Here is a 21,026-nt window from a genome sequence, read left to right as displayed (position 1 = left end):
GACCGTGACGGCCTCGGCGCCCCCGCCGGCCGCGGCGGGCTCGTTGAGGATTGTCACTTCTCTTCACTTCCCATGGTGATCAGGCCGGAGGGCACCGCACCGTTCTGGCCCTTGGCGCGAAGCTCGGCCAGGTGCTTGTCGTAGTCGGCGCGGTCGACGACCTTGACGTTGAACAGCATGCGCGAGTGGTCGACGCCGCAGAGCTCGGCGCACTTGCCCATGTACTCGCCCTTGACGGTCGGCGTGACCTCGAACTTGTTCACCACGCCCGGCACGACGTCCATCTTCATCATGAAGTTGACGGGCCAGAAGTCGTGGATGACGTCACGCGAGGTGAGACGGAACTGCACCGTCTCGTTGACCGGCAGCCAGAGCGTCGGAGCGTCCTTGGGCGTACCGACCTCGTACGCGGCGTCCCTGTTGGCCGGGTCGGGAGTCTCGGTGTTCTCGTAGTTGAACGCCCAGCTCCACTGGAAGCCCACCACGTTGACGTAGTGCTGCGGCTTCTCGGAGGTGGCGGTCAGCTTCGACTCGTCGCGGGCGACGAAGTAGAAGAGGACCGAGACGATGATGATGGGGACCGCGGTGTAGAGCGCCTCGATGGGCACGTTGTACCGGGTCTGCGGAGGGACCTCCACACCGGTGCGCTTGCGCCGGTGGAAGATCACGCTCCAGATGATCAGACCCCACATCAGTACGCCGACCACCAGCGCCGCGATCCAGGAGCCCTGCCACATCTGGAGGACCATGGGCCCTTCCTTGGTGACGGGGCTCGGGAGGCCAAGCCTGGGGAGGTCGTTGGCCGAGCAGCCGGTGGCGGTCGCGATGACGAGGCCCAGTGCCAGCGCCTGAGGCAGCTTCCGCCGCATCGTGCGCCGCGGCGAGCGGTCGGAGCCGTTGGGACTCACGTAGCGCCTTCCCGAAGTCTCGCCCGCCTTCGCGTCGCCCCGGGGAGGAGTGTGAGCCTCCCCGGCGACCCGTCCACGGGCACGGTTTGAATGCTTATGCGGGCCAAACCCTACTCCAGCCTTATGCGCTCCTGACGGGCAGCCCCCGGTAACGCGCCGCCCGCTAGCCCGATCAGGCCCGGTGGGGGCTGCGTCGCAGGTCATCGTAGGCATTCGAGGCCCGTACGCCCGATCGGGGGATGACCTCGAACGACGCCCGTGACGACCCGTCGGACACGGACGAAGCGGACATTCGGGATGATCGACTGACGGCGGGTGAGCCGGGCGAGCGGCCGCGGTCCCGGGCCGGGTGTGTCGTTAAATGTGACCGTGTACTTCGACGCGGCCTCGACGGCCCCTCTGCACCCCGTCGCGCGGCAGGCGCTGACCGCCGCCCTGGACGAGGGCTGGGCCGATCCGGCCCGGCTCTACCGCTCCGGCCGGCAGGCCCGGATGCTGCTGGACGCCGCCCGCGAGACGGTGGCCGCGGTGCTGGGCACGCGGGCCGACGAGATCTCCTTCACCGCGAGCGGCACCCAGGCCGTCCAGCTCGGTCTGCTGGGCGCGCTGGCCGGGAACCGGCGGCGCGGGGGCCACTTCGTGCACTCCGCCGTCGAGCACTCCAGCGTGCTGCACGTCGCGGAGCGGCACGAGGCGGGCGGGGGCGAGGTCTCGTCGGCGCCGGTGGACCGCGGCGGCCGGGTCGATCCGGCGGCCTTCGGCGCGCTGCTGCGCCCGGACACCGCGCTGGCCGCGCTGCAGAGCGCCAACCACGAGGTGGGGACGGTGCAGCCGGTCGGCGAGGTCGCCGACCTGTGCGCCGGGGCCGGCGTCCCGCTGCTGGTGGACGCGGCGCAGAGCGCCGGACGGCTGGACGTCCCGGCGGGCTGGTCGCTGCTGACCGCGAGCGCCCACAAGTGGGGCGGCCCGCCCGGGGTCGGGGTGCTGGCGGTGCGCAAGGGCGTCCGGTACGCCTCGCCGCTGCCGGCCGACGAGCGCGAGGGCGGCCGGGTGCCCGGCTACGTCAACGTCCCGGCGATCGTGGCCGCGGCCGCCTCGCTGCGCGCCGTACGGGCCGAGGCCGAGCGGGAGAACGCCCGGCTGCACGCGCTGGTGGAGCGGATCCGCGCCCGGGTGCCGCGGCTGGTGCCCGAGGTCGAGGTGGTCGGCGACCCGGTGCGGCGGCTGCCGCACATCGTCACCTTCTCCTGCCTGTACGTGGACGGGGAGGTGCTGCTGACCGAGCTGGACCGGGCGGGCTTCGCGGTCTCCTCCGGCTCCTCCTGCACCTCGTCCACGCTGACGCCCAGCCATGTGCTGGCGGCGATGGGGGTGCTCACCGAGGGGAACGTGCGGGTCTCGCTGCCGTACGGGACGGCCGAGGCCGACGTGGAGCGCTTCCTCGCGGTGCTGCCGGACCTGGTGGCCGGCGTCCGGGCGCCGCTCGGGCTGGACCTTCCGGCGCCCGGGCCGGCGGCCCGGCAGTCGCTGCTGGTCATCGACGCGCTGGGCAAGCGCTGCCCGCTGCCGGTGATCGAGCTGGCGAAGCGCATCGGCGAGGTGCCGCCGGGCGGCACGGTCGCGGTGCTGGCGGACGACGAGGCGGCCCGGCTGGACATCCCGGCCTGGTGCGAGATGCGCGGGCAGGAGTACGCGGGCGAGGCCCCGGCCGCCGAGTACGGCGGCGACCGGGGCTCGGCCTACCTCGTCGTGCGGCGGACTACTTGACCAGGTGGCCGCTGATCTCGGCGGCCGCCTCGGCTCCGTAGGCCTCCTCGAAGCGCTTCAGGAAGGCGAGCGGGCGCAGCTCGTACTCCTGGGTGCCGAGGGTCTCGATCACCAGGGTGGCGAGCATGCAGCCGAGCTGGGCGGAGCGCTCCAGCTCGAGGTCCCAGGACAGACCGGCCAGGAAGCCGGCGCGGAAGGCGTCGCCGACGCCGGTCGGGTCGACCTTGGCCTCCTCCTTGGCGCAGCCGACCAGGATCGGCGCCTCGCCCTTGCGCTCGATCCGGACGCCCTTGCTGCCCAGGGTGGTGATCCGGGTGCCGACGCGGGTGAGCAGCTCCTCGGCGCCCCAGCCGGTCTTGCTCTCGATCAGCGCGGCCTCGTACTCGTTGGTGAAGAGGTACGCGGCGCCGTCCACGATCTCGCGGATGTCGTCGCCCTCCAGGCGGGCCAGCTGCTGGGAGGGGTCGGCGGCGAAGGCGTAGCCCCGGGTGCGGCACTCCTGGGTGTGGCGGACCATGCCCTGGGGGTCGTCGGCGCCGATCAGGACGAGGTCCAGGCCGCCGACGCGGTCGGCGATCGGCTTCAGCTCGATGTTGCGGGCCTCCGCCATGGCGCCGGTGTAGAACGAGGCGATCTGGTTGTGGTCCTCGTCCGTGGTGCACATGAAGCGCGCGGTGTGCCGGGTCTCGGAGATGTGGACGGAGTCGCAGTCCACGTTGTTGCGCTCCAGCCAGCTGCGGTACTCGGCGAAGTCCGCACCGGCGGCGCCGACCAGGACCGGGCGCAGGCCGAGCACACCCATGCCGAAGGCGATGTTCGGCGCGACGCCGCCGCGGCGGATGTCCAGGGTGTCGACCAGGAAGGACAGCGACACGGTGTGCAGCTGCTCGGCGACGAGCTGGTCGGCGAACCGGCCGGGGAACGTCATCAGGTGGTCGGTGGCGATCGAGCCGGCAACGGCGATACGCACGGAAGGTCTCCTCAGGATGGCTGCGGGGCCAACGGGCAGGCGGGGATGAACCCACCCACGGTACCCGGCCCCGGGGAGCGCCCAGGCATGAGTGCCGCAAGTTGCCGCCCGCACGCCCATGGTGGCACCCGTGACCCTCGAACGTGTACTACCTCCCGGTAGCACTGGTGGGCGGCCCGACCCCTGCCTAGGGTCGGCCGTAGAGGGCCCGTTCGTACGGACCCGTCGCCGACCGTGGCAGCGTGGCCACGGCCCTGGATCGGAGCGATGCCCGATGATGACCGACGACTGCGCCCTGCCCGTCCTGCGGACCGAGGACGGCGAGACGCTCGACGCCCTGCTGGACTCCTCCCGGCGGCTGCTCCGCTTCTGGCCGCAGGTCGCGGCCGGTCCGCAGCCCGCCACCCCCGCGCCGACCGGCGTCCGGGTCCCCTCCGGGGCGCAGCGGATGGTGGCCGGGATGGCCGAGTACGGCTTCTGAGCCCGCGCCGGACGGGTTCCGGACGGAATCCGAGCGGGACCCGACCGGCATCGAAGCGGATCCGACCGGTACGGAACCGGATCCGACCGGAGCACGTCACATCCGCGCGGCGCGGCGAGGACGCGGCACCGCTGAGCCCTCGGGAGGATGTGCAGATGGATCTGGAGACGATGCCCCGGCGCGGTCGGCGGGCGATGGCCCTGGCGGGTCTGGCGCTGGCGGCGGTGGTGACGGTGGCCGGCTGCGGCAGCGGCGGCAAGCCCGCCTCGGACGCTGCGGCGGGCGGCCCGGCCGCCGCTTCCGCCCCCGCCCCGGCCTCGGCCTCGGCGAGTGCCTCCCCGCAGGCTCCGGCGGACCCCGCGAGCCCGGCCCCGGCGGACCCGACGGGGAGTTCCTCCGGGGCCGCGCAGCCGGCCCCGGCCACTCCCCCGGGCAACGGGATCGCGGTGGGCGAGCCCGACCCGAACGGTTCGAACGCGCCCGTCCGTCCGCCGGTCGCCTACCGGGTGGACGGCACCACCAAGCTCACCGTCTACTTCTTCGGCGGGGTCTGCACCAAGTACGCGCTGAAGGCGGACGAGTCCCAGCCGGGCCGGGTGGACGTGCTGGTCGTGCCGGGCCCGCCCACCATCCAGCCGGGTCAGGTGTGCAACGCGCTGGCCAAGCGGCAGTCGGTCTCGGCCGACCTGCGTTCGCCGCTGGCCGGGCGGACCGTCGTCGACAAGTCCAGCGGCCAGGAGGTGCCCCTGGAGGGCGACCCGCACATCGGGCCGGACCCGGTCACCCCGGACATCGCCGGGCAGTAGGCGCCCCTGGCGGGGAAACGAGAAGGCGGCCCCGGGGTGATCCCCGGGGCCGCCTTCCGCAGCGGGCTTAGCTGAACGAATCGCCGCAGGCGCAGGAGCCGGTGGCGTTCGGGTTGTCGATGGTGAAGCCCTGCTTCTCGATGGTGTCGACGAAGTCGACGGTGGCGCCACCCAGGTACGGGGCGCTCATCCGGTCGGTGACGACCTTGACACCGTCGAAGTCCTTGATCACGTCACCGTCGAGCGAGCGCTCGTCGAAGAACAGCTGGTAACGCAGGCCGGAGCAGCCACCGGGCTGGACGGCGACGCGCAGCGCGAGGTCCTCGCGGCCTTCCTGCTCCAGCAGGGCCTTGACCTTGGCCGCGGCGGCATCGGTAAGGAGGATGCCACTCTCGACGGTGGTCTCGTCCTGGACGGTCATCTGCTTTCTCCCGGTCTTGACGACGGTCTGCCGCCAGTGCCAACCAACGGCCGTCCGGTTTCATTTCCCGGGCGGCGATGGATTTTCTGCGGCCTCTGTCGCGGCTGGATATCCGTGGGCCGGGTGTGCCACCCGCGTCCCCTACGCTCCCCATGCTCGCACACCCCCGCGGGCGCGGTCACCGCGCGAGGTGCGGATCCGGGTGAACCGGCCCCGCGGCGGGCCACCGGACGTCAGGATGGTGCCCATGATCCTTCGCCCGGTCAGGGACACCGCCGCGGACGCGGAGGCCGTCCAGGAGCTGACCGACGCCGCGTTCGCGGACGCCTCCCCGGGCGGACCGGCCGGAGCGGCGCCGGAGCCGACGCCCCTGCGGCTGGCCCGGACCAGACACCTGGCGCGCACCGACCCCGGCGGCTGCTGGCTGGCCGAGAGTGCCGGCCGGCCGGTCGGGGCGGTGCTGTCGATCCGCCGGGAGGGCCTGTGGGCGCCCTCGCTGTACGCCGTCCGGCCGTCGGCCCAGGGCAAGGGCGTCGGGCGGCTGCTGCTGGAGCGGGCGGCGGCGCACTCCCGGGGCTGTCTGCGCGGGATGGTCTGCGCCGCGGACTCCCCGGCGGCGGCCCGCCGCTACCGGCTGGCCGGCTTCACCCTGCACCCGGCGATGCGGCTGACCGGGCGGGTGGACCGGGACGGGCTGCTCGACCCGGGCGACATCCCGGTGCACCGCGGCAACGCCACCCACCTGCACCTGCTGGACTCGGTGGACCGGCGGCTGCGCGGGTCGGCGCACGGGCCGGACCACGGGCTGATGCTGGGCCACTTCGAGGAGCTGCTGATCGCCGACGCGCTGGCCGGCAGCGGCTACTGCTACCGGGACGGCGGCGTGGTGCGGCTGCTCGCGGCCACCAGCAAACGGATCGCCGCCCGGCTGCTGCGCGAGGCGCTGGCCCGGGTGCCGGACGGCGTCGAGGCGCGGGTGGAGCACCTGACCGCGGAGCAGGAGTGGGCGCTGGACGTCGGGCTGGAGGTCAGGCTGACGCCACGGGCCGGCGGTTTCGTCGGGGTCCGCGGGATGCGGCCGCCGGCGCCGTACCTGCCGAACGGGGCGTTCCTGTAGGGCGGGTCCGTCGGGCCCGGGGCGCGCGGGCACGCGTACGGCCCCGCCGGAACGCCGGCGGGGCCGTGACGAGGGAGGGGCTCAGACCCCTCAGACCATGGTGTCCAGGATCTCCTTGACCATCTCCATGGTGGTGCCCGGGTGCAGGAAGGCGAACCGGGCGACCGTCTCGCCGTCCCAGCCGGTGGGGGTGACGAAGCCGATCTGGTCCGCGAGCAGCTGCTGCGACCAGCGGTAGTAGTCGTCGTTGGTCCAGCCCTTGCGCTTGAAGCAGACCGCCGAGAGCTGCGGGTCGAACAGCAGCTCCAGGTGCTCGGTCTCCCGGATCAGCTGGGCGGTCTCCCGGGCCAGGGCGAGGCCGGCCTCGATGGCGTCGGTGTAGGCCTGGACGCCGTGCACGGCCAGCGAGAACCAGAGCGGCAGGCCACGGGCGCGCCGGGTCAGGTGGTAGGCGTAGTCGGTGGGGTTCCACTCGTCGCCCTCGGTGTGCAGGACGTCCAGGTAGGAGGCGTCCTGGGTGTGCACGGCACGGGCGAGCTGCGGGTTGCGGTAGATCAGCGCGGCGCAGTCGAAGGGGGCGAACAGCCACTTGTGCGGGTCGACCACGAAGGAGTCGGCGTGCTCGATGCCCTCGTAGCGCTCGCGCACCGAGGGGGCGAACAGGCCCGCGCCGCCGTAGGCGCCGTCCACGTGGAACCACAGGTCGCGCTCGCGGGCGACCTCGGCCAGGCCCTTGAGGTCGTCGACGATGCCCTCGTTGGTGGTGCCGGCGGTGCCGACGACGGCGATCACCGTCTCGGGATCGGGGTCGGCGGCCAGGGCGGCGCGCAGCGCCTCGCCGGTGAACCGCCGGTCGACGGTCGGGACCTTGAAGGCCTCGACGCCGATGATGTTGAAGGTGTTCTTGACCGAGGAGTGCACCTGGTCGGCGACGGCGATCCGCAGCCGGGCCTCCGGTCCACTGGGTCGACCCTCACCGGCCAGCCGGCGGCGGGCGGTGTCGCGGGCGACCACCAGGGCGGAGAGGTTGCCCGCCGAGCCGCCGGAGACGAAGCAGCCGCCGGCCGACTGGGGCAGGCCCGCGCGGTCGGCGATCAGGCGCAGCACCTGGTTCTCGGCGGCGATCGCGCCGGCCGCCTCCAGCCAGGAGATGCCCTGCAGGGAGGCGCAGGAGACGACCATGTCGAACAGCAGCGCGGCCTTGGTCGGGGCGCACGGGATGAAGGACAGGTAGCGCGGGCTGTCGGCGGAGATGACGGCCCGGGACAGCTCGTGGTCGTACAGCTTGAGCACGTCGACCGGGTTGTTGCCGTCCTGGTTCAGCAGGCCGGAGAGCTGGGCGCGCAGGTGCTCGCCGTCACCGGGGTGGTCGAGCGGGACGGGGTCGTACTGCAGCCGCTCCCGCATGTAGTCGAAAACCAGGTCGACCAGTTCGTTGTCGGGCCGGTGCATGCGGTCGGGTGCTGCGGACACGGCTGTCCCTCTCGGCGTGGGGTGTCGGGGGGTGTCCGACCGGCGGGGGGCTTCACCGCGACGACCGGACGTGATCAGCGTAGGCAGCGTGAGTGCCTCGCCGCGCGTCGGAACGCGGCTGGTCAGGCAGGTTTCGGGCGTCTTCGGGGCGGTCCGCGCAGGATTCCTGCGTGCGGGCCGGGAGAGGTCAGCCGATGAGCTGGGAGAGGACCACCGAGGAGCGGCTGCGCTGCACGCCGGGCTCGCGCCGGATGCGCTCGATGACGGCCTCCAGGTGGCGCATGTCGGCGGCCCGCAGGTGCACCAGGGCGTCCGGGTCGCCGGTGACCGTCCAGGCGGCGACCACCTCGGGGAACTGCCGCAGACTGGCGAGGATCTCCTCGGGGGCGGTGCGCTCGCGGCAGTAGACCTCGACGAAGGCCTCGGTCTGCCAGCCCAGCACGGACGGGTCGAGCACCACGGTGAAGCCCCGCACCACGCCGCGCGCCCGCAGCCGGTCGATCCGCCGGCGCACGGCGGTGGCGGAGAGGTTCACCTGCAGGCCGATCTCGGCGTACGAGGCGCGGCCGTCACTGCCGAGCCGGGCGAGCAGGAGCCGGTCGGTCTCGTCCAGGTCGGCCCCGATCACCTCGTGCGCTCGGCTGCTGCTCATGGGTGCGGGGCTCCACGGATCGTACGGGGGGTCGGCGGGGCGCTCCGGCGGTGGGCGGCGGGCTGCCACTGCCGAAACGGTTCTCCACCATTCTGGCGGATGACCTGGACGAGTTCACCGCCGGCGGATGACGGGCGGGAGGCCGTCACGGGACGAGCAGCACGATCTTCCCCCGGGTGCGGCCCTCGGCGCTGAGCGCCTGGGCGGAGGCCGCCTGGGCCAGCGGGAAGGTGGAGGCGACCGTGACGGTCAGCCGGCCGTCGCCGGCGAGCGCGGCCAGCTCGGCGAGGTCGGCGGCGTCCGGGCGGACCCAGACGTACCGGCCGCCGATCGCCTTGACCCCGAAGTCGGCGACCGAGGCGATCCGGCCCGGGTCGGCCACCAGGCCGGCCGAGACCTGGACGGCGCCGTGGCCGACCAGGTCGAGGGCCGCGTCCACCCCGTCGGGGGCGAGCGCGCGGACCCGGTCGGCCAGGCCCTCGCCGTACGCCACCGGCTCGGCGCCGAGTCCGCGCAGGAAGTCGTGGTTGCGCTCGGCCGCGGTGCCGATCACCCGGGCGCCGAAGGCCCGGGCCAGCTGCACCGCCAGGTGCCCGACCCCGCCCGCGGCGGCGTGCACCAGGACGGTCTCCCCCTCGGCGAGCCGCAGCGCCCGCAGGGCCTGCAGGGCGGTGAGCCCGGCCAGCGGCAGGCCGCCGCACTGCGCCCAGTCCAGCGCGCCCGGCTTGCGGGCCAGGGTGCGGACCGGGGCGGAGACCAGCTCGGCGTAGGTGCCGTGCTCGACGGCGTCCTTGCGGACGTAGCCGTAGACCTCGTCGCCCGGGGCGAACTCGGTGACCGCGCCGCCGACGGCGCGCACCACACCGGCCAGGTCCCAGCCCATGACCAGCGGGAAGTGCACGTCGAGGATGCCGTCCAGGGCGCCGTCCCGGACCTTCCAGTCCACCGGGTTCACCCCGGCCGCCCGGACCTCGACCAGGACGGAGTCGGGCCCGACCTTCGGGTCGGGCAGGTCGGTGTACTCGACCACCTCGGGGCCGCCGTAGCGGTTGATCGCGATTGCTTTCATGGGCTCAGCCATACCCGCGGGCTTCGAAGTATCGATTCGGACACGCCAGACTGCCCCGAATCGGCTATCGGGCTCCGCCAGGGTCCGTTTCGGCGAGCGGTTCTCGTCACATCGACAGGATGGCCATCGTCACTCTGACGCTAAGCGGTTAGAATAGATAGCGTCAGTTAGACGAAAAGGCCCCACCGCTAGCTCGGCCGCACAGAAGGGCACCCGCCCGTGACCACCACCATCACCGAGACCCACGGCGTCGACCCCACCCCGACGCCGCTCGCTCTGCTGCTGCTCGGCCGCGAGGCCGACCCGAACAGCGAGCGCGGCGTCGAATGCCCCGGTGACCTCCCCCCGGCCTCCGACCCGAACCTGGTCGAGCGCGCCCGCGCGGCCAAGGCCGCGCTCGGCGACCGCGTCTTCATCCTCGGCCACCACTACCAGCGCGACGAGGTGATCGAGTTCGCCGACGTCACCGGCGACTCCTTCAAGCTCGCCCGCGACGCGGCGGCCCGCCCCGAGGCCGAGTACATCGTCTTCTGCGGCGTGCACTTCATGGCCGAGTCCGCGGACATCCTCACCGGCGACCGCCAGCAGGTCGTCCTGCCGGACCTCGCGGCCGGCTGCTCGATGGCCGACATGGCCACCGCCGAGCAGGTCGCCGAGTGCTGGGACGTGCTGACCGACGCCGGCATAGCCGACGTGACCGTCCCGGTCTCGTACATGAACTCCTCCGCCGACATCAAGGCCTTCACCGGCCGGCACGGCGGCCTCATCTGCACCTCCTCCAACGCCAAGCGCGCCCTGGAGTGGGCCTTCGAGCAGGGCCAGAAGGTGCTGTTCCTGCCCGACCAGCACCTCGGCCGCAACACCGCGGTGCGGGACATGGGCTTCTCGCTGGACGACTGCGTGGTCTACAACCCGCACCGGCCGAACGGCGGCCTGACCGCCGAGCAGCTGCGGGACGCGAAGATGATCCTCTGGCGCGGCCACTGCTCGGTGCACGGCCGGTTCAGCCTGGACTCGGTGAACGACGTCCGCGAGCGGATCCCCGGCGTCACCGTCCTGGTGCACCCCGAGTGCAAGCACGAGGTCGTCGCGGCCGCCGACATGGTGGGCTCGACCGAGTACATCATCAAGGCGCTGGACGCCGCCGAGCCCGGCTCCAAGTGGGCCATCGGCACCGAGCTGAACCTGGTCCGCCGCCTGGCCAAGGCGCACCCGGACAAGGAGATCGTCTTCCTGGACCGCGCGGTCTGCTTCTGCTCGACCATGAACCGGATCGACCTGCCGCACCTGGTCTGGGCGCTGGAGTCGCTGGTCGAGGGCCGGGTGCCGAACGTGATCACCGTCGACCCGGAGACCGAGAAGTACGCCAAGGCGGCGCTGGACCGGATGCTGGCCCTGCCGTAGCCCGTCCCGCGGACGGAACAACCGCGGACAACGGCGAAGGGCGGGCCCCCTCCCACCGGAGGGGGCCCGCCCTTTCGTCTGGCACCAGCCGCAGTCGCTACTCGGGGAAGCCCGGGATCACGCCCTCGCCGTCGGCCATCAGCAGCTCGCGGACCTCGTCGATCGTCGCCTCGGCGCTCGGCAGGATCAGCTCGGACGGCTCCAGCGAATCCAGCGGCACCGGGGTGCCGTACTGCTTCACCGCGTCGATGAGCTTGCCGTAGGCCTGGCGGAAGAGCGTCTCGTCCCCCGACTCCACTGCGGTGACAAGCTCGGAATCGAGCTCGTTGAGCAGGTTCAGGTGGTCCTCGCCCACCTCGTACTGCCCCTCACCCATGACCCTCATGATCATGCCGTGCGTCTCCCTGGTTCGTGGGGTGGAGCTCAGATCACTTGTTGTAGTTGATGCGCGGGGTGTCCTGCTGCGGCTGCGGCTGGACGTCCTGCTTGCCCTGCTCGATCGCGGCGGGCCCGGCCGAGGACGGGCCGGACAGCTCCGCCTTCATCCGGGCCAGCTCCAGCTCGACGTCGGAACCGCCGGCCACGCGCTCCAGCTCGGCCTCGATGTCGTCCTTGCGGCCGAGACCGCTGGCGTCGTCGAGCGCGCCGGAGGCGAGCAGCTCGTCGATGGCACCGGCCCGGGCCTGCATCTGGGCGGTCTTGTCCTCGGCACGCTGGATCGCCAGGCCGACGTCGCCCATCTCCTCCGAGATCCCGGAGAAGGACTCGGCGATGCGGGTCTGCGCCTGGGCGGCCGTGTACGTCGCCTTGATGGTCTCCTTCTTGGTGCGGAAGGCGTCCACCTTGGCCTGGAGCCGCTGGGAGGCGAGCGTGAGCTTCTCCTCCTCGGCCTGGAGCTGCTGGTACTGCGTCTCCAGGTCGGTGATCTGCGACTGCATGTTGGCCTTGCGGGTCAGCGCCTCGCGGGCGAGGTCCTCGCGGCCGAGCGACAGCGCCTTGCGGCCCTGGTCCTCGTACTTGGCGGACTGCTGCTGCAGCTGCGTCAGCTGGAGTTCGAGCCGCTTGCGCGAGGTCGCGACGTCCGCGACACCACGCCGTACCTTCTGCAGCAGTTCGAGCTGCTTCTGGTAGGAGTAGTCGAGCGTCTCACGGGGATCCTCCGCCCGATCCAAGGCCTTGTTCGCCTTGGAGCGGAAGATCAGCCCCATACGCTTCATGATTCCGTCGCTCATGGGCCTCGGGTGCCCCCTTCTCCGGCCTGCGGTTTCTATCTCGTTACCAGACACGACGAGTGTATGTGCAGCGAGCCCGTCGCCGCAGTGCACCTGCCTGCAACAAGACTGCTACAGCGACCAGTGGGTTTCCTCCTCCCCCGGGTGGATCCGCCCCTCATACCCCTCATCGTCCATCCGACTGATCCCCTACGGGAAGGCCCCGGGAAACCCGGGTCGGACGCCGGCCCGGGGGCATCGATATGCGTTCGGTGCCGAGGGCACCCGTGGAAGCCGCGTCGCACCCCGTACGCTGGGGGTGTGTTCCGACGCCGTTCAGATGATGCCGCCGCCTCCGCCACCGTGCTGGAGAAGCAGGACGAGACGACCCAGGCCCGCGACCCGCAGGCCAAGAAGGGCCGCCCCACCCCCAAGCGCAGTGAGGCCGAGGCCAACCGGCGTAACCGGGTGACCGTGCCCAAGGACCGCAAGGAGGCCGCCCGTCAGGGGCGCGAGCGGATGCGCGTCGAGCGCGAGAAGCAGCGCCAGGCCCTGATGAACGGGGACGAGCGCCACCTGCCGGCCCGTGACAAGGGCCCCGTGCGCAAGTTCGCCCGCGACTACGTGGACTCCCGCTGGTCGCTCGCCGAGTTCTTCCTGCCGGCCGCCGTGGTCATCCTGGTGCTCAGCATCGTCAAGGTGCCGACGCTCCAGATGCTCTCCACCCTGCTGTTCCTGCTGTTCTTCGTGTTCGTGATCCTGGACTTCGTCCGCCTCGGCTTCGGCCTGCGCAAGCAGCTGACCGAGCGCTTCGCCGGGCAGAACACCCGCGGCGCCGTCGCGTACGGCATCATGCGCACCCTCCAGATGCGCCGGCTGCGCCTGCCCAAGCCGCAGGTGCGGCGCGGAGAGAAGCCCTGACCGCCGAACCGGTCGACTCCGGCTGGGCCCCCCCGTCCTGGGAGGGGCCCGGCCTCTACGCGCTTCCGGGACAGGGTGACGGCGGTCACGACCGGATCGCCCAGGAGCGCCGGCTGCCCTCGCGCAGCGGCTCCTTCGCGGGCGGCACCGGAGCCTGGCTGGACCGGCTCGGCGGACTGCGCGACTTCGTCCGCCAGGAGCTCGTCGCCCGCCAGCTCGCCGAACAGCTCGCCGGGCGCAGCGCGCAGCGCGTCCTCGACATCGGCTGCGGCCAGGGCACCCAGGCCCTGCGGCTGGCCCGGGCCGGCCACTACGTCACCGGGATCGACTCGGACCCGGTCGCGCTCGGCGTCGCCCAGGAGGCGCTCGCCGAGGAGCCGCCGGAGGTCCGCGGCCGGATGCAGCTGCTCAGCGGCGACGGCCACCAGTGCGGGCGCTGGTTCGGCCCGCGCAGCTTCGACGTGGTGCTCTGCCACGGCGTGCTGATGTACCTGCCCGACCCGGACCCGATGATCGCCTCGCTGGCCCGGCTGCTGGCGCCCGGCGGGCTGCTCTCGCTGCTGGTCCGCAACCGCGACGCGCTCGCCCTGCGGCCGGCCGCCACCGGGGACTGGCGGGCCGCCCTGCACGCCTTCGAGACCGACCGGTACTACAACCGGCTCGGGCTGGCCGCGCGGGCCGACCGGCTCGCCGACCTCACCGTCACCCTCTCCGAGGTGTCGGTGCCGCTGCGGCACTGGTACGGCGTGCGGGTCTTCACCGACACCGCCCCGAACGACGCGGCCCCGCCGGTGGACGGCCGGCAGCTGGCCCAGCTCCTGGAAGCCGAGGACCGGGCCGGCCGCACCGACCCCTACCGGCAGGTCGCCGCACTCCTGCACGTCATCGGGGCGAAGTAGCCGCTCGGGCTCAGGCCTCGTGCAGGCTCATCGCGTAGACCTTGTTGCCGTCCTCCAGCAGGACCGCGGTGTCCACGCCGTCCTCGGCGAGCTGCTTCCAGGTCTCCCCGATCCAGGTCTCGGCGTCCCCCTGGCCGGCGAACTCCTCCTGGCCTCCACCGGGCGTCACCACACTGCCGTCCGCCTTCTCGTACCGCCACGTCCAGACCATGCCCGGCTCCTCCCACTGACGCTGCCTGTGCTGCGCACCATAGCTTGCCCGGCCCGATCTTCCGTATGCCTGTCGGGCAGGATGGGCGCCATGGCGACCCCATCCGAGCCCACCCGTCCCCCGCTGCCCCGCACCCTGTTGCTCGGCGGCGCCCGCTCCGGCAAGTCCACCCGCGCCGAGCAGTTGCTCGCCGACCGCCCGGACGTCCTGTACGTGGCCACCGGCGGCACCCGGGACGGCGACGCCGAGTGGGCGCAGCGGGTCGCGCTGCACCGGGAGCGCCGGCCGGCGAGCTGGCGCACCGCCGAGACCTGCGACCTGGAGGCCGTGCTGGCCGACCCCGCCGACCCGGCTCCGGTGCTCGTCGACTGCCTGGCGCTGTGGCTGACCTCCGTCATGGACGAGTGCGGCGCCTGGGACGACGAGGTCTGGGCCGACGGGGGCGAGAGAGCGGTGCAGCGCCGCTGCGACGCACTGGCGCGGGCCTGGGCGGCCACCGGGCGCACGGTCGTCGCGGTGAGCAACGAGGTCGGCATGGGCGTCGTCCCGGCCACCGCCGCGGGCCGCCGCTTCCGCGACACCCTGGGCCGGCTCAACATGGCCGTGGCGGACGCCTCGGAGCGGGTCCTGCTGGTCGTGGCCGGACAGGTGCTCACCATCAAGCCGGACGTCAAGCCAGCCGCTGGCTGAACACCTTCGGCGTGTAGCCTTCCGGACGATGGACACGACCGTGGATCTCGATACGTTCTCCTCGCTCGTCGAGCGCCCCGACGAGAGCGCCCGGCGGGCCGCCGAGGAGCGCTGGCAGGCGGCCGACCGCCCGCGCGGCGGGCTCGGCAAGCTGGAGGAGCTGGGCAGCTGGCTGGCCTCCGTGCAGGGGCACTCGCCGGTACGGCCGATCTCCGCCCCCAAGGTGCTGCTGTTCGCCGCCGACCACGGCGTCGCGGCGCTCGGGGTCTCCCGGATGCCCGCCCGGGGCGGCACCGCGGCCCGGGTGCGGGCCGTGCTCGACGGCAGCGCTCCGGTGTCCCGGCTGGCCGCGCGCTACGGCGCCCGGGTGCGGGTCGTCGACGTCGCGGTGGACGCCGACCCGGCCGACTTCCCGGACGAGGTGGTCACCCACCGGGTCCGGCGCGGCTCCGGGCGGATCGACGTCGAGGACGCGCTCACCGCGCAGGAGACCGTCCGGGCGTTCCGGGCCGGCATGGCCGTCGCCGACGAGGAGGCCGACGCCGGCACCGACCTGGTGCTGCTCGGCGACCTCGGGGTCGGCGCCACCACGGTGGCCGGCGTGCTGGTCGGCGCGCTCTGCGGGACGGACGCGGCGGCGGTGACCGGGCGCGGCTCCGGGATCGACGACCGGGTGTGGATGGTCAAGTGCGCCACGATCCGGGACTCGCTGCGGCGGGCCCGGCCGGTGCTCGGCGACCAGCTCGCGCTGCTCGGCGCCACCGGCGGGGCCGACTTCGCGGCGATCACCGGCTTCCTGCTCCAGTCGGCCGTACGACGGCTGCCGGTGGTGCTGGACGGCGTGGTCTCCGCGGCCTGCGCGCTGGTCGCTCAGCGGATCGCCTTCCGGGCGCCGGAGTGGTGGCGGGCCGGGCAGTCCAGCGGCGAGCCGGCCCAGGCGAAGGCGTACGACCGGCTGACCCTGACGCCGCTGCAGGACCAGGGCATCACCGCGGGCGAGGGCCTCGGCGCCCTGCTGGCGCTGCCGCTGCTCCAAGCCGCCGGGGACGTGCTCGCGGACGAGGCGCCGAAGCCGTTCGTGCCGCCGGCACCGAGCGCGCCCAAGGAGCAGCCGAAGCTGCCCTCGGCGGCGGACCTGCTGCGGAAGCTGTAGCGGCGGGGCCCCGCGCCCGGCTTTTTTGACGGCACGACAACCCGAAGAACGCCCCTGCCAGGGGCGTTCTTGCTTTGAGAGGACGTATTCGATGGCGAGCGGCGGCGATCGGGCCACCTGGGCCGAGGGCCTGCGGTTCGGGTTCGGGACGCTGTCCGTGCTGCGGGTGCGGGTGGAACGGTGGGACCGGGCGGCGGCGGCCCGGGCGATGCTGACGGCTCCGGTGGTCGGGCTGGTGCTGGGGGCACTGGCGGCCGCGACCGGTGCCCTGGTGGCCTGGCGGGCGGGCGGGCCGCTCGGCGCGGTGTCCTCGGTGGCGGTGCTCGCCACCCTGACCCGGGGGCTCCACCTGGACGGCCTGGCGGACGTCGCCGACGGGCTGGGCAGCGGGAAGCCGGCCGAGGACGCGCTGCGCATCATGAAGCAGTCCGACATCGGTCCGTTCGGCGTACTGACCCTCGTCCTCGCCCTGCTCGCCCAGGTGGCCGCGCTGGCCGGGCAGTTCGCCCACTCCCCACTGCGCGGCGCGCTCGCGGTGCTCGCCTCGGCGACGGCCGCCCGGTGCGCGCTCGCCTGGGGCTGCCTGCGGTCGGTGCCGGCCGCCCGGCCGGGCGGGCTGGGTGCGATGGTGGCGAGCACCGTGCCGCCCGCCGGAGCCGCCGCCGCGACGGCCGCCGCCGCGCTCGTCCTGGCCGCGGTCGGACTGTTCGACGGATGGTCAGCTCTTCGTCTCCCCTTGGCCGTTGTGCTCGGAACCGGCTGCGCCCGGCTGCTGCTCGGACGGTGTGTGCGCCGGTTCGGCGGGATCACCGGGGACGTGCTCGGCGCGATGGCCGAAACCGCCGCGACCGCCTCGCTGTTCGCCTTGGCGTTGCTCGGCTGATACCGGGCGGCGCGTGATCCCAGCATGCGGACTACCATGCGTGGAGCACCGCAGCCCTGCACCGTGGCAGGTCCTGCCCGCCCGGCGCGTACCGAGGAGCCGGGCCCTCTGGTGTGCGCGGCCGCTTCGGGCGGACGCGCGCGCCAGGGGGCCCGGAGCCTGAGGCCCGCCGGCGGACGGCCTGCGACGGCGGGTTGCGCCGGTGCGGCAGCCTCGCCGTGGCCGGTCGTGGACCGCGAAAGAACAGGACGCATTACGTGACTGCATTGTCTGTGAGCACCTCCTCCGCCGCCTCGCTGCGCGCGGACGCCCTGGTGATCGGTGTCGCGAAGGGCCCGAAGGGCATCGTGCTGGCCCCCGGCGCCGAGGCCGTCGACGAGGCGTTCGAGGGCAAGCTGACCGAGGTCCTCAGCACCCTGGGCGCGACCGGCGCCGAGGGCGAGGCCGTCAAGGTCCCCTCCCCCGCCGGCCTGAAGGCCGCGCTCGTGCTCGCGGTCGGCCTGGGCGAGGTCGCCGAGGACGGCTACGCGGCGGAGGCGCTGCGCCGCGCCGCCGGTGTCGCCGCCCGCACCCTGGCCGGTGCCAAGAAGGCCGCGCTGGTCCTGCCCGCCGAGTCCGCCGCGGACGTCGAGGCGGTCGCGCTGGGCGGTCTGCTCGGCTCGTACGCCTTCGGCACCTACAAGGGCAACGGCAACGGCAAGGAGCCGGTCGGCGAGCTGGTCCTGCTGGCCGCCCGCAAGGGCAGCAAGGACGCCAAGGCCGCCGTGGAGCGCGCCGCCGCGATCGGCGAGGAGATGAACCGGGCCCGCGACCTGGTCAACACCGCGCCGAACGACCTGAACCCGAAGAGCTTCGCCGCGATCGCCCAGGCGGCCGGCAAGGAGCACGGCCTCAAGGTCGAGGTGCTGGACGAGAAGGCGCTGACCAAGGGCGGCTTCGGCGGCCTGCTGGGCGTCGGCAACGGCTCGGCGAACCCGCCCCGCCTGGTGAAGGTGGCCTACACCCACCCGAAGGCGAAGGCCACCCTGGCGTTCGTCGGCAAGGGCATCACCTACGACTCGGGCGGCATCTCGCTGAAGCCGGCCGGCCACAACGAGACCATGAAGTGCGACATGGCCGGCGCCGCCGCCGTGTTCGCCGCCGTGGTGGCCGCCAAGCGCCTGGGCCTGGCCGTCAACGTGACGGGCTGGCTGGCGCTGGCCGAGAACATGCCGTCCGGCTCCGCCACCCGCCCGGGTGACGTGCTGAAGATGTACGGCGGCAAGACCGTCGAGGTCCTGAACACGGACGCCGAGGGCCGCCTGGTGCTGGCCGACGCGATCGTGCGGGCCGGCGAGGAGAACCCGGACGTCATCGTCGACGTCGCCACCCTGACCGGCGCCATGGTGCTGGCCCTGGGCAACCGCACCTTCGGTGTGATGGCCAACGCCGACGAGCTGCGCGAGGAGCTGCACGTCCTGGCCGGCGAGGCGGGCGAGCAGTCCTGGCCGATGCCGCTGCCGGCCGAGCTGCGCAAGGGCTTCACCGAGTCGACCATCGCCGACCTGGCCAACATGGGCGAGCGGATGGGCGGCGGCCTGGTGGCCGGCCTGTTCCTGAAGGAGTTCGTGGCCGAGGGCATCGACTGGGCGCACCTGGACATCGCCGGTCCGGCGTTCCACGAGGGCGCGCCGTACGGCTACACCCCGAAGGGCGGCACCGCGAGCGCGGTGCGCACCCTGGTCCGCTTCGCCGAGCAGCGGGCGAACGGCAAGGCCTGACGCGGACATCCCCTGTTCCGGGACGCCCCCGACCGCGGGGCGTCCGCTGGTCCAGGACCCGCTGCGACGGGGCCCGGCGCGCGTGCGCCGGGCCCCGTCGGCGTTCCCGGCCGGGTTACCTGCGAGTAGGGCGGGCGGCCGCGGCGCACCTCTGTTCGCTGCGGGCGAAACTTTATTCCACACTGCGGAAGAACCCGCGGCGGGTGACGCGGAAGACGCCCGTCCGGCGGCTGTCAACACCGCTCTGAGCTGCGATGATGCCCTTCCGTCGAGGGTGCTCCCGCCCCGGTGACCGCTCCGCGGGACACCCCTGGGGCGGACCCCGACATCAGCCACCGTGAACAAGTGCGAAGATGTATTTCCGGCACGACTGGGCGCCCCACAAAGGCTTCCGACCCACCGGACCGCGACCGGCCCGGCGACCCACCCCATGCATGGAGGACGTGACGTGGCGAACGACGCCAGCACCGTTTTCGACGTAGTCATTCTCGGAGGCGGAAGCGGCGGTTACGCCGCGGCGCTCCGCGCCGCTCAGCTGGGCCTGAGCGTTGCCCTGATCGAGAAGGGTGAGCTGGGCGGCACCTGCCTGCACCGCGGCTGCATCCCGACCAAGGCGCTGCTGCACGCCGCGGAGATCGCGGACGAGACGAAGGAGGCCGCCGAGTTCGGCGTGCTGGCCACCTTCCAGGGCATCGACATCAACGGCGTCCACAAGTACAAGGACGACGTCATCGCCGGCCTGTACAAGGGCCTCCAGGGCCTGGTGGCGTCCCGCAAGGTCACCTTCATCCAGGGCGAGGGCAAGCTCTCCTCGCAGACCTCCGTGGATGTCAACGGCCAGCGCATCGAAGGCCGCCACATCGTCCTGGCCACCGGTTCCGTGCCGCGCTCGATCCCGGGCCTGGAGATCGACGGCAACCGCGTGATCTCCTCGGACCACGCCCTCAAGCTCGACCGCATCCCGAAGTCGGCCGTCATCCTCGGCGGCGGCGTGATCGGCGTCGAGTTCGCCTCGGTCTGGAAGTCCTTCGGCGTCGAGGTCACCATCGTCGAGGCGCTGCCGCACCTCGTCCCGCTGGAGGACGAGAACTCCTCCAAGCTGCTGGAGCGCGCCTTCCGCAAGCGCGGCATCAAGTTCGAGCTGAAGGCCCGCTTCTCGGGCGTCGAGTACACCGAGACCGGTGTCCGCGTCTCCACCGAGAACGGCAAGCAGATCGACGCCGACCTGCTGCTCGTCGCCATCGGCCGCGGCCCGGTCTCGGCCGGCCTCGGCTACGAGGAGAACGGCGTCGCGATGGACCGCGGCTACGTCCTGGTCGACGAGTACATGCGCACCAACGTGCCCACCATCTCCGCCGTCGGTGACCTCGCCCCGACCCTCCAGCTGGCCCACGTCGGCTTCGCCGAGGGCATCCTGGTCGCCGAGCGCCTGGCCGGCCTCAAGCCGATGCCGATCGACTACGACGGCGTTCCGCGCGTGACCTACTCCAACCCCGAGGTGGCCTCCGTCGGCATCTCCGAGGCCAAGGCCGTCGAGCTGTACGGCAAGGAGAAGGTCGTCACCCTGAAGTACAACCTGGCCGGCAACGGCAAGAGCAAGATCCTGAAGACCGCCGGCGAGATCAAGCTCGTCCAGGTCAAGGACGGCGCCGTGGTCGGCGTCCACATGGTCGGCGCCCGCATGGGCGAGCAGGTCGGAGAGGCCCAGCTGATCTACAACTGGGAAGCCCTGCCGGCCGAGGTCGCGCAGCTCATCCACGCGCACCCGACCCAGTCCGAGGCCCTGGGCGAGGCGCACCTGGCGCTGGCCGGCAAGCCGCTGCACGCGCACGACTGATCACGCCCCACCCCCTTCCCGGTACTTCCCGTACGCAAGTACTTCCCGTACGCAAGACTTGATAGGAGTCGCTGAAACCATGGCGGTCTCAGTAACACTGCCCGCACTGGGCGAGAGCGTTTCCGAAGGCACCGTCACCCGCTGGCTGAAGGCCGAGGGTGAGCGTGTCGAGGTCGACGAGCCGCTGCTCGAGGTGTCGACCGACAAGGTCGACACCGAGATCCCGGCCCCGGTCTCCGGCATCCTCTCCTCGATCAAGGTCGCCGAGGACGAGACCGTCGAGGTCGGCGCCGAGCTGGCGATCATCGACGACGGCTCGGGCGCCCCGGCCGCCGCTCCGGCCCCGGCCGCCGAGGCCGCGCCCGCCGCCGCCCCCGCTCCGGTCGCCGCTCC

At 72.9% G+C, this 21,026-nt stretch carries 21 protein-coding genes and 1 pseudogene; 13 read left to right on the top strand and 9 right to left on the bottom strand.

The window, feature by feature from the left end; translation table 11 throughout:
* Window positions 1-53 precede the first annotated feature (53 nt).
* Window positions 54-908: a cytochrome c oxidase subunit II gene (gene coxB / locus ABZ449_RS33940; protein WP_360353808.1), complete on the bottom strand. Its 855-nt coding sequence runs from the start codon at window positions 906-908 to the stop codon at window positions 54-56.
* 369 nt (window positions 909-1,277) lie between these two features.
* Here coxB and ABZ449_RS33935 point away from each other — a divergent pair, with 369 nt between their 5' ends.
* Window positions 1,278-2,675 carry an aminotransferase class V-fold PLP-dependent enzyme gene (locus tag ABZ449_RS33935; RefSeq protein WP_360353807.1) on the top strand — a complete coding sequence of 466 codons (1,398 nt, stop codon included), beginning with the start codon at window positions 1,278-1,280 and terminating at the stop codon, window positions 2,673-2,675.
* On the opposite strand, the gene ABZ449_RS33930 is transcribed toward ABZ449_RS33935, so the two are convergent.
* Window positions 2,668-3,645, bottom strand: coding sequence for a carbohydrate kinase family protein (locus ABZ449_RS33930; RefSeq protein WP_360353805.1), 978 nt, complete (start codon window positions 3,643-3,645; stop codon window positions 2,668-2,670). The genes ABZ449_RS33935 and ABZ449_RS33930 overlap by 8 nt on opposite strands.
* 274 nt (window positions 3,646-3,919) lie before the next feature.
* Between ABZ449_RS33930 and ABZ449_RS33925 the strand changes: the two genes are divergently transcribed.
* The gene (locus tag ABZ449_RS33925; RefSeq protein WP_360353803.1) at window positions 3,920-4,126 is read left to right on the top strand and encodes a hypothetical protein; all 207 of its coding nucleotides are present in this window, start codon (window positions 3,920-3,922) and stop codon (window positions 4,124-4,126) included.
* 155 nt (window positions 4,127-4,281) lie between these two features.
* Window positions 4,282-4,932 (top strand): hypothetical protein, encoded by a 651-nt coding sequence (locus ABZ449_RS33920; RefSeq protein ID WP_360353802.1) that lies wholly within the window; start codon window positions 4,282-4,284, stop codon window positions 4,930-4,932.
* Between the two features lie 67 nt (window positions 4,933-4,999).
* Here ABZ449_RS33920 and erpA read toward each other — a convergent pair whose 3' ends face one another.
* Window positions 5,000-5,353 carry an iron-sulfur cluster insertion protein ErpA gene (gene erpA / locus ABZ449_RS33915; RefSeq protein ID WP_049651846.1) on the bottom strand — a complete coding sequence of 118 codons (354 nt, stop codon included), beginning with the start codon at window positions 5,351-5,353 and terminating at the stop codon, window positions 5,000-5,002.
* Window positions 5,354-5,600: 247 nt separating this feature from the next.
* Here erpA and ABZ449_RS33910 point away from each other — a divergent pair, with 247 nt between their 5' ends.
* Window positions 5,601-6,470: a GNAT family N-acetyltransferase gene (locus tag ABZ449_RS33910; RefSeq protein ID WP_360353800.1), complete on the top strand. Its 870-nt coding sequence runs from the start codon at window positions 5,601-5,603 to the stop codon at window positions 6,468-6,470.
* 90 nt (window positions 6,471-6,560) lie between these two features.
* Here the strand turns inward: ABZ449_RS33910 and ABZ449_RS33905 are convergent, their stop codons facing one another.
* From ABZ449_RS33905 to ABZ449_RS33895, 3 genes are all read right to left on the bottom strand, one after another.
* Window positions 6,561-7,943, bottom strand: coding sequence for a pyridoxal-dependent decarboxylase (locus ABZ449_RS33905; protein WP_360353798.1), 1,383 nt, complete (start codon window positions 7,941-7,943; stop codon window positions 6,561-6,563).
* Window positions 7,944-8,130: 187 nt separating this feature from the next.
* Window positions 8,131-8,595 (bottom strand): Lrp/AsnC family transcriptional regulator, encoded by a 465-nt coding sequence (locus ABZ449_RS33900; protein WP_360353796.1) that lies wholly within the window; start codon window positions 8,593-8,595, stop codon window positions 8,131-8,133.
* A 145-nt stretch (window positions 8,596-8,740) separates the two neighbouring features.
* The gene (locus tag ABZ449_RS33895; protein ID WP_360353794.1) at window positions 8,741-9,664 is read right to left on the bottom strand and encodes an NADP-dependent oxidoreductase; all 924 of its coding nucleotides are present in this window, start codon (window positions 9,662-9,664) and stop codon (window positions 8,741-8,743) included.
* A gap of 219 nt (window positions 9,665-9,883) precedes the next feature.
* Between ABZ449_RS33895 and nadA the strand changes: the two genes are divergently transcribed.
* Window positions 9,884-11,068 (top strand): quinolinate synthase NadA, encoded by a 1,185-nt coding sequence (gene nadA / locus ABZ449_RS33890; RefSeq protein ID WP_360353792.1) that lies wholly within the window; start codon window positions 9,884-9,886, stop codon window positions 11,066-11,068.
* Window positions 11,069-11,165: 97 nt separating this feature from the next.
* Here nadA and ABZ449_RS33885 read toward each other — a convergent pair whose 3' ends face one another.
* Window positions 11,166-11,459, bottom strand: a complete 294-nt coding sequence (locus ABZ449_RS33885) for a hypothetical protein (protein WP_360353790.1) — start codon at window positions 11,457-11,459, stop codon at window positions 11,166-11,168.
* A gap of 37 nt (window positions 11,460-11,496) precedes the next feature.
* A complete protein-coding gene (locus ABZ449_RS33880; RefSeq protein WP_360353788.1) occupies window positions 11,497-12,285 on the bottom strand; it encodes a PspA/IM30 family protein in 789 nt (262 codons plus the stop codon).
* Between the two features lie 315 nt (window positions 12,286-12,600).
* Here ABZ449_RS33880 and ABZ449_RS33875 point away from each other — a divergent pair, with 315 nt between their 5' ends.
* The gene (locus ABZ449_RS33875) at window positions 12,601-13,200 is read left to right on the top strand and encodes a DUF3043 domain-containing protein (RefSeq protein WP_360353786.1); all 600 of its coding nucleotides are present in this window, start codon (window positions 12,601-12,603) and stop codon (window positions 13,198-13,200) included.
* Between the two features lie 158 nt (window positions 13,201-13,358).
* The gene (locus ABZ449_RS33870) at window positions 13,359-14,099 is read left to right on the top strand and encodes a methyltransferase domain-containing protein (RefSeq protein ID WP_360353837.1); all 741 of its coding nucleotides are present in this window, start codon (window positions 13,359-13,361) and stop codon (window positions 14,097-14,099) included.
* A gap of 10 nt (window positions 14,100-14,109) precedes the next feature.
* Here ABZ449_RS33870 and ABZ449_RS33865 read toward each other — a convergent pair whose 3' ends face one another.
* On the bottom strand, window positions 14,110-14,310 hold the full coding sequence (locus ABZ449_RS33865; RefSeq protein WP_360353784.1) for a hypothetical protein: 201 nt from the start codon (window positions 14,308-14,310) through the stop codon (window positions 14,110-14,112).
* Window positions 14,311-14,427: 117 nt separating this feature from the next.
* On the opposite strand from ABZ449_RS33865, the pseudogene cobU reads away from it, so the two are divergent.
* The 6 genes and pseudogenes from cobU to ABZ449_RS33835 form a co-directional block, all read left to right on the top strand.
* Window positions 14,428-15,000: pseudogene (cobU, locus tag ABZ449_RS33860) on the top strand (bifunctional adenosylcobinamide kinase/adenosylcobinamide-phosphate guanylyltransferase); the annotation flags it as partial.
* Between the two features lie 28 nt (window positions 15,001-15,028).
* Window positions 15,029-16,153, top strand: a complete 1,125-nt coding sequence (locus ABZ449_RS33855) for a nicotinate-nucleotide--dimethylbenzimidazole phosphoribosyltransferase (protein WP_360353782.1) — start codon at window positions 15,029-15,031, stop codon at window positions 16,151-16,153.
* Window positions 16,154-16,244: 91 nt separating this feature from the next.
* Complete coding sequence (locus ABZ449_RS33850) at window positions 16,245-17,036, top strand: adenosylcobinamide-GDP ribazoletransferase (protein WP_360353780.1); 792 nt, start codon at window positions 16,245-16,247, stop codon at window positions 17,034-17,036.
* Window positions 17,037-17,293: 257 nt separating this feature from the next.
* Window positions 17,294-18,796, top strand: coding sequence for a leucyl aminopeptidase (locus ABZ449_RS33845; RefSeq protein ID WP_360353778.1), 1,503 nt, complete (start codon window positions 17,294-17,296; stop codon window positions 18,794-18,796).
* 430 nt (window positions 18,797-19,226) lie between these two features.
* Window positions 19,227-20,633, top strand: coding sequence for a dihydrolipoyl dehydrogenase (lpdA, locus tag ABZ449_RS33840; RefSeq protein ID WP_360353776.1), 1,407 nt, complete (start codon window positions 19,227-19,229; stop codon window positions 20,631-20,633).
* A gap of 79 nt (window positions 20,634-20,712) precedes the next feature.
* A partial coding sequence (locus tag ABZ449_RS33835) for a biotin/lipoyl-containing protein (protein ID WP_360353774.1) occupies window positions 20,713-21,026 on the top strand: 314 nt, incomplete at its 3' end.

The sequence above is a fragment of the Kitasatospora sp. NPDC005856 genome, from assembly GCF_040629945.1.
In the GTDB taxonomy this organism is placed as follows: domain Bacteria; phylum Actinomycetota; class Actinomycetes; order Streptomycetales; family Streptomycetaceae; genus Kitasatospora.
Note: the sequence above shows the minus strand (reverse complement) of the source record. Positions and strands in the feature narration are given on the sequence as shown.